This is a genomic window from Mycolicibacterium setense (assembly GCF_000805385.1).
GTDB classification, from domain to species: domain Bacteria; phylum Actinomycetota; class Actinomycetes; order Mycobacteriales; family Mycobacteriaceae; genus Mycobacterium; species Mycobacterium setense.
In genome coordinates, this window is sequence record NZ_JTJW01000005.1 from 284971 (window position 1) to 298344 (window position 13374).

At 67.7% G+C, this 13374-nt stretch carries 15 protein-coding genes; 10 read left to right on the top strand and 5 right to left on the bottom strand.

What is annotated here, in order from left to right:
- Nucleotides 1–47 precede the first annotated feature (47 nt).
- Nucleotides 48–1235: an FAD-dependent oxidoreductase gene (locus QQ25_RS07585; RefSeq protein ID WP_039378121.1), complete on the top strand. Its 1188-nt coding sequence runs from the start codon at nucleotides 48–50 to the stop codon at nucleotides 1233–1235.
- 62 nt (nucleotides 1236–1297) lie between these two features.
- Here QQ25_RS07585 and QQ25_RS07590 read toward each other — a convergent pair whose 3' ends face one another.
- A complete protein-coding gene (locus tag QQ25_RS07590) occupies nucleotides 1298–2584 on the bottom strand; it encodes a VOC family protein (protein WP_101906238.1) in 1287 nt (428 codons plus the stop codon).
- On the bottom strand, nucleotides 2581–3096 hold the full coding sequence (locus QQ25_RS07595) for an RNA polymerase sigma factor (RefSeq protein ID WP_039378594.1): 516 nt from the start codon (nucleotides 3094–3096) through the stop codon (nucleotides 2581–2583). The genes QQ25_RS07590 and QQ25_RS07595 overlap by 4 nt, the downstream gene beginning before the upstream one ends.
- A gap of 106 nt (nucleotides 3097–3202) precedes the next feature.
- Between QQ25_RS07595 and QQ25_RS07600 the strand changes: the two genes are divergently transcribed.
- Nucleotides 3203–3946: a phytanoyl-CoA dioxygenase family protein gene (locus QQ25_RS07600; protein ID WP_234711867.1), complete on the top strand. Its 744-nt coding sequence runs from the start codon at nucleotides 3203–3205 to the stop codon at nucleotides 3944–3946.
- On the opposite strand, the gene QQ25_RS30950 is transcribed toward QQ25_RS07600, so the two are convergent.
- Entirely contained in the window at nucleotides 3931–4098 is a 168-nt protein-coding gene (locus QQ25_RS30950) for a hypothetical protein (protein WP_157847812.1), read from the bottom strand. The two genes, QQ25_RS07600 and QQ25_RS30950, sit on opposite strands and share 16 nt — an antisense overlap.
- A gap of 65 nt (nucleotides 4099–4163) precedes the next feature.
- Complete coding sequence (mftR, locus tag QQ25_RS07605) at nucleotides 4164–4769, bottom strand: mycofactocin system transcriptional regulator MftR (RefSeq protein ID WP_039378123.1); 606 nt, start codon at nucleotides 4767–4769, stop codon at nucleotides 4164–4166.
- A gap of 93 nt (nucleotides 4770–4862) precedes the next feature.
- On the opposite strand from mftR, the gene mftA reads away from it, so the two are divergent.
- From mftA to QQ25_RS07640, 8 genes are all read left to right on the top strand, one after another.
- Nucleotides 4863–4958 carry a mycofactocin precursor MftA gene (gene mftA, locus QQ25_RS30085; RefSeq protein WP_019344466.1) on the top strand — a complete coding sequence of 32 codons (96 nt, stop codon included), beginning with the start codon at nucleotides 4863–4865 and terminating at the stop codon, nucleotides 4956–4958.
- 23 nt (nucleotides 4959–4981) lie between these two features.
- On the top strand, nucleotides 4982–5275 hold the full coding sequence (gene mftB, locus QQ25_RS07610) for a mycofactocin biosynthesis chaperone MftB (RefSeq protein ID WP_019344465.1): 294 nt from the start codon (nucleotides 4982–4984) through the stop codon (nucleotides 5273–5275).
- The gene (gene mftC, locus QQ25_RS07615; RefSeq protein ID WP_039315465.1) at nucleotides 5272–6474 is read left to right on the top strand and encodes a mycofactocin radical SAM maturase; all 1203 of its coding nucleotides are present in this window, start codon (nucleotides 5272–5274) and stop codon (nucleotides 6472–6474) included. The genes mftB and mftC overlap by 4 nt, the downstream gene beginning before the upstream one ends.
- A gap of 3 nt (nucleotides 6475–6477) precedes the next feature.
- On the top strand, nucleotides 6478–7668 hold the full coding sequence (mftD, locus tag QQ25_RS07620) for a pre-mycofactocin synthase MftD (RefSeq protein WP_039315468.1): 1191 nt from the start codon (nucleotides 6478–6480) through the stop codon (nucleotides 7666–7668).
- A gap of 134 nt (nucleotides 7669–7802) precedes the next feature.
- Complete coding sequence (gene mftE, locus QQ25_RS07625; protein WP_082017452.1) at nucleotides 7803–8546, top strand: mycofactocin biosynthesis peptidyl-dipeptidase MftE; 744 nt, start codon at nucleotides 7803–7805, stop codon at nucleotides 8544–8546.
- Nucleotides 8543–9955, top strand: a complete 1413-nt coding sequence (gene mftF, locus QQ25_RS07630) for a mycofactocin biosynthesis glycosyltransferase MftF (RefSeq protein WP_039378124.1) — start codon at nucleotides 8543–8545, stop codon at nucleotides 9953–9955. Before mftE ends, mftF begins: the two co-directional genes overlap by 4 nt.
- 6 nt (nucleotides 9956–9961) lie before the next feature.
- Nucleotides 9962–11377 carry a mycofactocin dehydrogenase MftG gene (gene mftG / locus QQ25_RS07635; protein WP_039378125.1) on the top strand — a complete coding sequence of 472 codons (1416 nt, stop codon included), beginning with the start codon at nucleotides 9962–9964 and terminating at the stop codon, nucleotides 11375–11377.
- Nucleotides 11378–11424: 47 nt separating this feature from the next.
- Nucleotides 11425–12054 carry a TetR/AcrR family transcriptional regulator gene (locus QQ25_RS07640; protein WP_039378126.1) on the top strand — a complete coding sequence of 210 codons (630 nt, stop codon included), beginning with the start codon at nucleotides 11425–11427 and terminating at the stop codon, nucleotides 12052–12054.
- Here QQ25_RS07640 and QQ25_RS07645 read toward each other — a convergent pair.
- The gene (locus QQ25_RS07645; protein ID WP_039378127.1) at nucleotides 12039–13292 is read right to left on the bottom strand and encodes a cytochrome P450; all 1254 of its coding nucleotides are present in this window, start codon (nucleotides 13290–13292) and stop codon (nucleotides 12039–12041) included. The genes QQ25_RS07640 and QQ25_RS07645 overlap by 16 nt on opposite strands.
- Nucleotides 13293–13374 lie beyond the last annotated feature (82 nt).

Below are 13374 nucleotides of genomic sequence, written 5' to 3' on the forward strand. Positions count from 1 at the left end.
CGTAGGGTGGCGCACAACGCTCAAGCCCGATCGTGTAAAAACCCCACGTGACTACTTCAACGGGATCAGCGGCGGGAATCGTCATCGTCGGCGGCGGCTTGGCTGCAGCCCGGACGGCCGAACAGCTGCGCCGTTCGGAGTATGCCGGGCCCATCACCATCGTCAGCGACGAGGATCATCTGCCCTACGACCGGCCGCCGCTGTCCAAGGAAGTGCTGCGCGCCGAGACCGACGACGTCACGCTGAAGCCCGCCGAGTTCTACGCCGAGAACGACATCACGCTGCGGCTCGGCTCTGCCGCGCGATCGGTGGACACCTCCGCCAAGACATTGAAGCTCGCCGACGGCAGCGAGGTGGCCTACGACGAGCTCGTCATCGCCACCGGGCTGGTGCCGAGGCGTATCCGGTCTTTCGGTGATCTGGCCGGTATTCACGTGCTGCGGTCCTACGACGAGAGCATGGCCCTGCGCGAGCACGCCGGCCAGGCGCAGCGCGCCGTGGTCGTCGGTGCCGGCTTCATCGGCTGCGAGGTGGCCGCGAGCCTGCGCAAGCTGGGCGTCGAGGTGACACTCGTGGAGCCGCAGCCCACCCCGCTGGCCTCGGTTCTCGGGGAGAAGATCGGCGCCCTGGTGACCCGGCTGCACCAGGCCGAAGGTGTCGACGTGCGTTGCGGTGTCGGGGTCAGCGAGGTGCGCGGCGCCGACAAGGTCGAGCAGGTGGTGCTCGGTGACGGCACCGAGCTCGACGCCGATCTGGTCGTGGTCGGTATCGGCTCGCACCCGGCGATCGAGTGGCTCGAGGGCAGCGGCATCGAGCTCGACAACGGCGTGGTGTGCGACGAGGTCGGCCGCTCCAGCGCTGCGGGCGTGTGGGCCATCGGCGATGTCGCGTCGTGGCGCGATCACGTGGGTGGCCAAGCGCGCGTTGAGCATTGGAGCAACGTTGCCGATCAGGCGCGCGCCATGGTGCCGGCGATGCTCGGCCAGGACGCCTCACCCGTGGTATCGGTGCCGTACTTCTGGAGCGATCAGTACGACGTCAAGATCCAGTGCCTTGGCGAGCCCGAGGCCGACGATGTCGTGCACGTGGTGGAGGACGACGGCCGCAAGTTCCTGGCCTACTACGAGCGCGACGGTGTCGTGGTCGGCGTCGTCGGCGGCGGCATGCCCGGCAAGGTGATGAAGGCCCGCGGCAAGATCGCCGCAGGCGCCCCCATCGCTGACGTCCTGGGCTGACTTTCTCTGTGATTTGTGTGCGTTTGGCGGCGGTGTGCGCCGCTGAACGCACACAAATCGGACTAGAACTGGCCGAGGTAGAACCGGCCACCCTGGTCGTCGGTGCACTCGGCCATCAGTCCGTAGGGCTGTTGTGACGGCTGCTGCAGCACGGTGCCGCCGGCCTCGACAACGCGGGTGACCGCGGCGTCGATATCGGCAACCGTCCACATCGGCACGGTCACGGCCCGCGCGGCGCCGCCGGCCATGCCTGACATCGGCTGGCTGCCTTGCACCCCCCAGCCGTCGTTGACCCGGCCGGGTTCGAAGGTCCAGAAGAACAACCGGCTGTAGAACGCCTTGAACGCCCCGGAATCGGGAACCTCGTACGTGATGTACGAAAGTTCGCCGGGCCCAGCACCATTCAGGTCAGGCCGCGGGATGCCCGACGTGGGCACGAACACCGCGAACGGGGTTCCGGCCGGATCGGTGGCATCCAGCACGGTGCCGAAGTCGAACTCCTGGGTTTGGCCGGGCTCGCCACCACCGGCCACGATTGCCTGGCGGGCGGCGTCCAGATCGGTTACCGCGTAGCAGCAGAACAGGGTCGCCTGACCGGGGACGCCGAAGATGCCGACAGGCTGCCTGGTGTTGGTCACCTGCCGGGTAGCGCGGTCATAGGTCCAGCCCAGCACCCGACCGTAGAAGGTCGCGGCCCGCTCGGCGTCCGGGGCCCACACGGAGACGTAGCCGACGTCGCCGTGCTGGATGGGCGCTGGACGTGCGGCGGCAACGGGCCCCGTGAGCATCCACCGGTGACCCGAGGGGTCGATGATGACGGCGTTGCGGGTGCCGTAGTTCTCGTAGGGTTCGCGCTGTACCTGCGCACCCAGGGTCCTGGCGCGGTCCAGGGCGGCGTCGGTATCGGGCACATTCAGCATCAGGCTCACCGAATTGGTCTGTGGTGCAGGTGCTTTCAAGCCCAACTCGGGGAACTCGTCGGCCAGGTAGAAGATGCCGCCTGCGAGCTCGAGCTCGGCATGGCCGATGCGGCCGTCGTCCATCACGATCGGTTCGCCGACCGGCACGGCCCCGAGCGCGTCGCGGTACCAGGCGATGGCGGCACGGGCGTCGGGCGCGGCCAGGTAGGCCACCACAGCAGATCGCGGGGGAGCCGGCGTGGACGAGGGCTGATTCAGGTCGGCGATGGCAGTGTCGGTTCCGCTCATGTCAACAACTCCTTGGGCGTGGGTGGGCAGGTTGAGCGCCGCTTCCAGCCGGGCGCGTAGCCGGGCCGCGAACGACGGGTCGGGGGAGACCGGGTGGTCGTTGCCGTTCAGCACGGTCAGCGGATCGTGGCTGTTGATCACGACGCCCCTCCCTCCGGTGTCGGGTACTGGGCTCTGAAGGCGCGGCGGGCCCGCACCAGCAGGGCCTCGGTGGCGTGCACCGTACGGCCGATCAGCTCGGCGCATTCACCCACCGAGCAGTCGTCGAGGTAACGCAAGACGAGGACTGCGCGGTGGTGTTCGGGTAGCCGGGCCAAAACCGATTCGGCGACAATGCGATCCAGTTCGGCGTCCCAGTCGTCTATCGGATTCACCGGCTCGGGGAGCTCGGCCACCGGCACGGTGAACCGATCGTGCCGCCGCCGGTAGTGGTCGGCGAGTTTGTGCCGAGCCACCCCGATCAACCAGGGCACCGAGATCGGCGGCGGGGACGGCCTGCGGGCAGCATCCATCGCGGCCAGGAACGTCTCCGACGTCAGGTCCTCGGCGGTTCCGCGGTCACCGCAGCGTCGTACGAAATAGCCGTACACCACTGGCAAAGCCTCGTCGTAGCACCTCAGCAGTACCCGCGGAGCGTCAGTTTCGGCGCTCACACCCTTATCGTCGCCGCCGGGCACCGAACTCCGACGGGGTAGTGCGAAGATTTTTCCGCCGAATAATCATTGGCGTCGCTCGGCCGGTTGCGCCATGGTGGTCGGCGTGGTGAACGTCGACGCATTCAAGCGGGACGGTTTCGTCGAGATCGAGCAGGCCGTGCCGGCCGAAATCGCCGATGCGGCCAGGGATCTGCTCTGGTCGCAGATCGGGCTGTCCGCGGATGAACCGGCATCGTGGACCGTGCCGGTGGTGTGGGCGGCGGATCTGAGCGGGGCGGGGCCGTTCCGGGAATTGGTGCGCAGCGCATCGCTCGCCGAGGCCCTGGATCAGATCTGCGGACCCGGTGGCTGGCTGCCGCGGGGCTCGCTGGGCAACATCCCGGTGCGGTTCCCGGTCGATCCGCCCGCGGAGGACCGGGGCTGGCACATCGATGCCAACACTCCGCTGCCCGGAGATCGGTGGGCGGTCAGTGGGCGCCCGCACACGCTCTTGGTATTGACCTTGCTGTCGGAGGTCGGCCCTGACGATGCACCGACGCGGATCCGGGTGGGTTCCCATCATGACGTCGCCGGGGTGCTGGGACCGGATCCGATCGACTTCCTCGACGCCGGCTCTCTGGTGGACGAGGTGAGCCAAACGCGCCCGGTCGCCCATGCCACCGGCAGGCCCGGTGACATGTATGTGGTCCATCCGTTCACGGCGCATGCCGCCGACGTACATCGCGGTCGCACACCACGTTTCATGTCGCAGGGGCCGGTCATGCTTGCCGAGGCGCTCGGTCCGCAGGGGCCGGCACCGTTGGCCTGCGTGTGGGATGGGCCGGCGCCGGATCAGTTCTTGGCGTAGAAGAAGCCCGATCCGATGATCGCCACGGCCAGAGCCACCGCGATACCGGCGATCAGGTTGGCAAAGTAGGTGGCGACGCCGAACCCGACGATCAGCGCCACGGCGAATGCGGCCAGTTCGATCGCGGTCGGCTGCCTGTCCGGTTTCCGCACGATGTCTCCTCTCCGGTCCGGCACCTGGCTACCCGGAAGGGGCCACACCCATTCCCGGCCCACGCCTACCGCGGGGCCAGGGCCTCCAGGCCGGGCCGCGCCAGCTCGAACGCCTCGGAGATGGCGTCGACCAGTGCGACGGACTCGTCGGCGAGCCAGTGTTCATATGCCGACAGCGCGACGCCCAACATCAGCCAGCCGGCGGTCTGTGGCATCAGGTCATGGGGGGCCGCGCCGATCCGCTGCGCCACGTAGGTGGCGATGACCTCACGCCAGCCGGCGTACATCGTCATCGAATATGCCTGCAGGCCTGCGGTTTCCAGGATCACCCGCATGCGCAGGCGGTGCTGGGGCATTTCCTGGTCATCGAAGGTATTGAACGCCAGCAGGGCCTCGCGCAGGGCCTCGGCCAGAGGGATCCCTGCGCTCAGTGAGCTGAGCAGGTCGCGCAGGTGTTGCAGGTATGCGTCGAAGTCGCCCCACGGGATGGCGTTCTTGGAGGCGTAGTAGCGGAACAGGGTGCGTCGCGCGATGCCTGCGGCCTTGGCGACGTCGTCGACACTGACCTCGTCGAACCCCCGGCTGGCGAACAGGGTCAGCGCGACGTCGGCGATGTGGTCCTGCGTGGTGGACGGGCGCCGACCGACACGGGGCCCGGATGCCTGCCGCATGAAATCCGCCCTTCCATTTGTGCACTCGATGCCATATTCTTGCGACTCAGGTCACAATTGTCGAGACCCACAGTTGCAGGAAAGGTGCGATTCATGGATCAGAACCCGCAGGTTGAAACCGAAACCCAGCTCGTCACCGAGACGCTCGTAGAAGAGGTCTCGATCGACGGTATGTGCGGGGTCTACTGACGGTGTCCACAGAGGTTGCCGACATGGCTGGACGCACAGGCGTCGTATTCGACCCCGATGTCAGCTGGCGGTTGCACCACCAGGTGGCGGTGCGGCCGGAGCCGTTCGGTGCCCTGCTGTATCACTTCGGAACCCGCAAGCTGTCGTTTCTGAAGAACCGGACGGTCGTCGAGGTGGTCAACTCCCTGGCTGATCACCCCGACGCCCGGTCCGCGTGCCGCGCGGCCGGCATCGCAGATTCCGACCAAGGCCCATACCTGCACGCGCTGAGCGTGCTGGTGTCCTCGAAGATGCTCATCCCCGGGAATTCACAATGACTTCTGTTGCGCCAGTACGCACGCCTGTTCCAAGGCTCGTCGAGCAGTTCGAACACGGACTCGACGCCCCGATCTGCCTGACCTGGGAGCTCACCTACGCCTGCAACCTGGCGTGCGTGCACTGCCTGTCCTCGTCGGGCAAGCGGGATCCGCGCGAGCTGTCCACCGAGCAGTGCAAGGACATCATCGACGAGCTGGAACGCATGCAGGTGTTCTACGTGAACATCGGTGGCGGTGAACCCACTGTGCGCCCAGACTTTTGGGAACTGGTCGACTATGCGACCGAGCATCATGTCGGCGTCAAGTTCTCCACCAACGGGGTGCGCATCACGCCGGAGGTCGCCGCGAAACTCGCCGCCAGCGACTACGTCGACGTGCAGATCTCGCTTGACGGTGCCAACGCCGAGGTGAACGACGCCGTGCGCGGCAAGGGCTCGTTCGACATGGCCGTGCGTGCGCTGGAAAACCTTGCTGCCGCCGGCTTTTCGGATGCCAAGATTTCGGTTGTGGTGACCCGCCACAACGTCGACCAGCTCGACGAGTTCAAGGCGCTGGCCGACCGGTACGGCGCCACGCTGCGGATCACGCGGCTGCGTCCGTCGGGCCGCGGCGCCGACGTCTGGGACGAGCTGCACCCGACTCCGGACCAGCAGCGCCAGCTGTACAACTGGCTGGTCGCCCGCGGTGAGCGCGTGCTGACCGGTGACTCGTTCTTCCACCTGTCGGGGCTGGGTGAGCCCGGTGCGCTGGCCGGGCTGAATCTGTGCGGCGCCGGCCGGGTGGTGTGCCTGATCGACCCGGTGGGCGACGTCTACGCCTGCCCGTTCGCCATCCACGACAAGTTCCTGGCCGGAAACATCCTGGAAGACACCGGCTTTGGGGCCGGGTTCCAGAACGTCTGGCAGAACTCCCCGTTGTTCCGCGAGCTGCGCGAGCCGCAGTCGGCCGGCGCGTGCAGTGGTTGCGGTCATTACGACGCCTGCCGTGGCGGTTGCATGGCGGCCAAGTTCTTCACCGGTCTGCCGATGGACGGGCCGGATCCCGAATGCGTCGAAGGCTGGGGCGAGTCGGCGCTGGCCCAAGACCGCATCAAACCCAAGCCGAGTGGTGATCACTCCCGCGGCTCAAAGCAAGGGCCGGTGGCGCTGAAGTTGCTGACCAAGCCGCCCGCCCGCATCTGTAACGAAAGTCCGGTGTAATCCATGGCCCGTGATACCTGGTTCGAAACCGTCGCCATCGCCCAGCAGCGGGCGAAGAAGCGGCTGCCCAAGTCCGCCTACTCGTCGCTGATCTCTGCCAGCGAGAAGGGCGTGACGGTCTCCGACAACGTGGAGTCGTTCGCCGAACTCGGTTTCGCGCCGCACGTGGTGGGCGCCACCGAGAAGCGGGAGATGTCGACAACCGTGATGGGTCAAGACATTTCGATGCCCGTCATCATCTCGCCCACCGGCGTGCAGGCGGTCGACCCCGACGGTGAGGTCGCCGTGGCGCGCGCGGCCGCAGCCCGCGGAACCGCCATGGGGCTGTCGTCCTTCGCGAGCAAACCGATGGAGGAAGTCACCGCGGTCAACGACAAGATCTTCTTCCAGATCTACTGGCTCGGGTCTCGCGACGAGATCGCCGAGCGCGTGCAGCGGGCCAAGGACGCCGGAGCCGTCGGCCTCATCTGCACGACCGACTGGAGCTTCAGCCACGGCCGGGATTGGGGTAGCCCGAAGATCCCGGAGCGAATGGACCTGCGCACGATGCTGCGGATGTCTCCGGAGGTGCTGACCAAGCCCCGCTGGCTGTGGAGCTTCGGCAAGCACCTGCGTCCGCCGGACCTGCGGGTGCCCAACCAGGGCCGGCGTGGCGAGCCCGGACCGACGTTCTTCGAGGCCTACGGGCAGTGGATGGGCACTCCGCCCCCGACGTGGGACGACATCGCGTGGCTGCGTGAGCAGTGGGGCGGGCCGTTCCTGCTCAAGGGCATGGTGCGGGTGGACGACGCCAAACGTGCCGTGGACGCTGGTGTTTCGGCGATCACGGTGTCCAACCACGGCGGCAACAACCTGGACGGCACCCCGGCGGCGATCCGTTGCCTGCCTGCCATCGCCGATGCCGTGGGGGATCAGGTCGAGGTTTTGCTGGACGGCGGGATCCGCCGCGGCAGCGACGTCGTCAAGGCCGTTGCGCTCGGCGCCCGGGCCGTGATGATCGGGCGGGCCTACCTGTGGGGCCTCGCCGCCAACGGCCAGGCCGGCGTCGAGAACGTACTGGACATCCTCAGCGGTGGCATCGACTCGGCGCTGCGCGGGCTGGGCAAGTCCTCGATCCACGATCTGACGCCGGATGACATCCTGGTGCCCGAGGGCTTCACCCGGACCCTCGGTGTGCCACGTACCGACGCCTGACGGCTGCTTCGGCGCGCCGCGCGGCGTGGCGTGACAGGGGTGGCAGGAGAGACGTACGTGGTACTCACGGCCGGTGTCGGGAAAGCTAAGGCAAATCAATTGCTGCCCGTGCTCCAACAATTGGCGCACAGTAGGTGAATTCGGCCTACCATCGGCACGTGGCATTCCCCAGCGGGCTCGGGAACTCAACGTCGAGACAGCTACGCAGCATGTCGCCAATGTTGATCATCCCCGTGGGCTCTACCGAGCAACATGGTCCGCACCTGCCTCTGGACACCGACACCCGGATCGCCGCCGCCGTTGCGCACGAGGTCCTCGAGCACCTCGGCGAGGCGCTGACAGGCGAGTGGATGGTGGCGCCGCCCGTCTCCTACGGTGCCAGCGGCGAGCACGAGGGGTTCCCCGGCACGGTGTCCATCGGCACGGCCGCTTTGCGGTCGTTGCTGGTGGAGTACGGACGCTCGGCGTCGAGCTGGGCATCGCGACTCGTCTTCGTCAATGGTCACGGAGGGAATGTGGAGGCACTGGCCGCTGCGGCGGCCCTGCTGCGCCAGGAGAGCCGCGATGTTGGCTGGGTTCCGTGCCTCGCCCAGGGTGCCGATGCACACGCGGGCCATACCGAAACATCTGTATTGCTACATATTTCGCCCGGCAGCGTCTGGACCGATGAGCTGAGTGCCGGGAACACCGCCCCGCTGTCGGAGCTGATGCCGGCGATGCGTACCGGCGGAATCGCGGCCGTCAGCGAAGTCGGGGTGCTCGGTGACCCGACAACCGCCACGGCGGCCGAGGGGCAGCGTATCTTTGCTGAAATGGTCAACGGCTGCGCCGGCAGGATCAAGCGGTGGCAGCCGGACCGGAACGGATTGCTGACATGACCGGACCGAGACTGCCCGACGGTTTTGCCGTGCAGGTGGATCGCCGGGTCAAGGTGCTCGGGGCCGGCGCGGCCCTGCTCGGCGGGTCGCCGACTCGGTTGCTGCGGTTGGCGCCGACGGCGCAGACCATGCTCAACGGTGGCCGCCTGGAGGTGCACGACGCGCAGAGCGCGCAACTGGCGCGGACTTTGCTCGACGCCACCGTCGCCCACCCCCGTCCGCCCAGTGGCCCGTCGCACCGCGACGTGACGGTTGTTATTCCGGTGCGCGACAATGTATCCGGCCTGCACCGGTTGATCGCCGCGCTGCGGGGCCTGCGAGTGATCGTGGTCGACGACGGTTCGGCGGTTCCCGTCGCGCAATCGGAGTTCGCCGGCATGCACTGCGACGTGCGGGTGCTCCGGCACCTCCGCAGCAACGGCCCCGCGGCGGCCCGCAATACCGGCCTGACCGCATCCGAGACCGATTTCGTCGCGTTCCTCGACTCGGACGTGGTGCCGCGGCGCGGCTGGCTGGAGGCGTTGCTCGGACACTTCTGCGACCCGGCGGTGGCCCTGGTCGCGCCTCGCATCGTGGGGTTGCACACCGCTGACAATGTGGTCGCCCGGTACGAGGCGGTGCGTTCATCACTCGACCTCGGGGTGCGCGAGGCGCCGGTGGTGCCCTACGGTCCGGTGTCCTACGTGCCCAGCGCGGCCATCATCTGCCGGCGGTCGGCACTGGCCGCCGTCGGCGGGTTCGACGAGACAATGCCGTCCGGTGAGGACGTCGACCTGTGCTGGCGCCTGGTGGAGTCGGGGGCCAGGCTGCGGTACGAGCCCATCGCGCTGGTGGCCCACGACCACCGGACAGATCTGCGAGAGTGGTTCAACCGCAAGGCTTTCTACGGCACGTCGGCGGCACCGTTGAGCGTCCGGCACCCCGGCAAGACCGCCCCCGTGGTGATCTCCGGGTGGACGTTGATGGTGTGGCTGTTCCTGGCCATGGGCTCCTACGTCGGGTACGTGGGCTCCGTGGTGATCGCGATATTGACGGGCCGGCGCATCGCACGGTCCCTCAGCACGGTGCAGACCGAACCCACCGAGGTCGCCGCGGTGACCGCGCGCGGGTTGTGGTCGGCGGCGCTGCAGCTGTGTTCGGCGATCTGTCGGCACTACTGGCCGGTCGCGCTGATCGCCGCCCTGCTGTTCCGGCGGGCCAGACACGCGGTCCTGGTGGCCGCGGTGCTCGACGGCGTGGTCGACTGGGCCAGTCGTCGCGGTAACGCCGACGACGACACCAAACCGGTCGGCCTACTGGCTCACATCATGCTCAAGCGTCTGGACGACATGGCCTACGGAATCGGCTTGTGGACCGGGGTGGTACGGGAACGCCAGCTGGGCGCGCTCAAGCCGCAGCTGCGGAGCTAGAGCCAGTTGAGAGATGTCCTGATCGTCGGCGCCGGAAGCGCCGGATCAATTCTGGCCGAACGGCTTTCCAGCGATCCTGGCTGTAACGTCACGGTCATCGAGGCAGGTCCGGCGCCGAGTGACCCGCGGGTAGAGGCGCAGATCACCGACGGCTTGCGGCTACCGATCGGCGCGGCCAGCTCGGTGGTGCGCCACTACGCGTCGGTGTTGACCGAGAATCCGCCGCGGCACACCGAGATCATGCGGGGATCGGTGGTGGGTGGTTCCGGGGCCGTCAACGGCGGCTACTTCTGCCGGGGCCTGCCGACGGACTTCGACACCTGGGCGGTGCCCGGGTGGGCCTGGGAGGATGTGCTGCCGCACTTCCGCGAGATCGAGTCCGACCTAGATTTCGACACTGCGCTCCATGGCGACAGCGGCCCGATCACCGTTCGTCGGGTACGTGAATTCGATGGCTGTACAGCATCATTCGTCGACGCCGCCACCGGCGCGGGGTTCGGCTGGATCGATGACCTGAACAGCTCGGATACCGGCGCGGTGTTGCCTGCCGGGGTGGGAGCCGTTCCGCTGAACATCAACGGCGGCACCAGGGTTGGGCCGGGCGGTGCCTACCTGAAACCGGCGCTTGCGCGGCCGAATCTCGAGGTGCGGACCGATACCCGGGTGCATCAGGTACTGTTCCGCTCGAACCGAGCCGTCGGGGTGGCCTGTGGCGACGGCACGGTTCTCGAAGCAGGTCGAATCGTGCTGTGCTCCGGTGCAATTGGATCGGCGCACCTGTTGCTGCTTTCCGGCGTCGGGCCGGCGCCGGAACTGGAGGCGCTCGGTATCCGGGTGGTGGCCGAACTGCCCGTCGGGATGCACACCGTCGACCACCCGGAATGGGTGCTTCCGGTCTCCTGGGTGCCCACGCACGACCTGCCGCCGTTGGAGGCAGTGCTCACCACCGTCGACGGCATCGAGGTGCGTCCGTACACGGCGGGCTTCGCGGCCATGGTGCACGGGCCCGGACACGATCCGGCCGAACTTCCGCATCTGGGTGTGGCGCTGATGCGGCCGCACTCGCGCGGCCGGGTCCGGTTGGCGTCGGCCGATCCGGCGGTCGCGCCGGTCATCGAACACCGCTACGACACCGTGCCCGAGGATGTCGACGCACTGCGCCGGGGTTCGGAGCTGGCTCGCGAACTGGTCAGTCACACAGCCGAAGTCGGCGATGCGTCGTGGTCGACGTCGCAGCACCTGGCGGGCACCGCGCCGATGGGGACGGGGCCGGGCGCGGTGCTGGATCCCACCTGCCGGGTGCTGGGGGTCGAGGGCCTGTGGGTGGTCGACGGGTCGATCATGCCCGCGATCACCAGTCGCGGCCCGCACGCGACGATTGCGATGATCGGTCATCGGGCCGCGGAGTTCGTCGCCACCTGACCCGGTGGACGACGTGGTGAGCGACTTTCATGGAGGTGTGACGGCGAATGACTGCCGGAAGCGGTGATCCGCGCCCGGCCCGGTCCCGGGCCCGTTTACTGGAGGCGGCGACGGCGCTGTTGCGCTCTGGCGGGCCCAGCGCGGTGACCGTCGATGCCGTCACGCGGGAGGCCAACGTGGCCAGGGCGACGTTGTACCGACACTTTCCGAGTGGAAATGATCTGCTGGCAGCGGCATTTCGCGCTCTCATCCCGGCGGCGCCGATGCCGCCGGAGGAGGGCACGCTGCGGTACCGGCTGATCACGCTGGTTCAGGCACAGGCCGACTCGATCGCCGAGGCGCCGATCAGCATCGCCGCGATGTCGTGGCTGGCGCTGGGTGGCGACCTGGAGCGGTTGCCCTGGCGGACGGGGGACAGTGCCGAGGTGCGGACCCTGCGCGAGCGGGTGGCAGAGCACTATGCGGCCCCGTTCGATGCGATCTTCGACAGTCCGGACGCCGTCGCCGAACTCGGCGACGTGGATCGCACGCAGGCCGCCGCCCTGCTGCTCGGCCCGATCGTGTTGGGCAAGCTGAGCACGCTGACCGCGTTCGACTACACCACGTGCGTGCGGGCTGCGGTGGACGGCTTCCTGGCCACTCACCGCCGGCCCGAGCAGCGTCAGCGCAACGAGTAACGAATCGGCAGATGCTTGAGCCCGCCGACGAAAGTCGTCGCGGAAAGCTCTGGGGTACCGGCCAATTCGATGGAGTCCAGCCGGCCCAACAGCTCGGTGAACAGGCTGTTCATCTCCATCCGGGCCAGGGCCGCACCGAGGCAGAAGTGCACGCCGTAGCCGAATGCCAGGTGCTTGTTGGGATCCCGTCCGACGTCGAAGCGGTGCGGATCGCGAAACACTTCCTCGTCGCGATTACCGGAAACGTAGGCCAGGTAGACGGATTCGCCCTTCGCGATCGGCGTCCCGCGCACGACGGTGTCGGCCGTGGCGGTGCGCATGAATTCCTTGACCGGGGTGGACCATCGGATCATCTCCTCGACCGCGGTGCCCATCAGCTCGGGGCTCGCCTGCAGTCTGGACAGTTGGTCCGGGTTCTCGATGAGTGCATGCAATCCGCCGGAGATCGCGTCCTTGGTGGTGTCGTGTCCCGCGCTGGCGACGATGACGTAGTAGGAGGCGGTGTCGACGTCGGAGAGTGGTTGCCCGTCGACGGTGCCGTTGGCGATGGCCGATGCCAGGTCCTCGGTCGGGTTGGCGCGGCGGGACGCGGTCAGTGCCGAGAAGTAGGTGAAGAAGTCCACCAGCACCGCGAGCTGGTCCTCCAGCGAGCCACCGTCGCGCTTGTACTCGTCGTCGTCGCCGCCGAACATCTCCTGAGTCAGCATGTGCATGCGGCCGAAGTCCTCTTCGGGCAGCCCGAGCAGCGACATGATCACGTACAGCGGGAAGTCGACGGCGATCGCGGTGACGAAGTCGCACTCGGGCCCGATATCGCGCATCTTGTCGACGTAACGCTTGGCGAGCTCGTCCACCCGGACCTTGAGGTCCCGCATTGCCTTGGGGCGGAACCAATCCGCACCGATCGACCGCACCTTGCGGTGATGTGGGTCGTCCATGTGGATCAGGGTGCGCAGGCCCATGCCGGCCTCGAGCTGTTGCTTGGCGAGGTCGTCGGCGGCCGCGGTGGCCAGCAGGGGTCTGGGCTCGCTGATGAACAGCTCGTTGTCGCGCTCCACCGACATGATGTCGGCGTGCTTGGTCACGGCCCAGAACGGTCGGTAGGGCGCGTTGTCCACCCAGGCCACCGGATTGTTGGCGCGCAGATGGGTCAGTGCGGTGTGCAGTCGTACGTCGTCGGCGTACGCAGTCGGGTCGGCGAGCACCTTGGCGGCGTCATCCATCGTCGGCGCGCTCATACAGACTCCTCCTGGGCGTGGTACTTGACGGGTGTCAATTACCACCATATGTGATCGGCGCCACGTAAGGACGACGATTTTG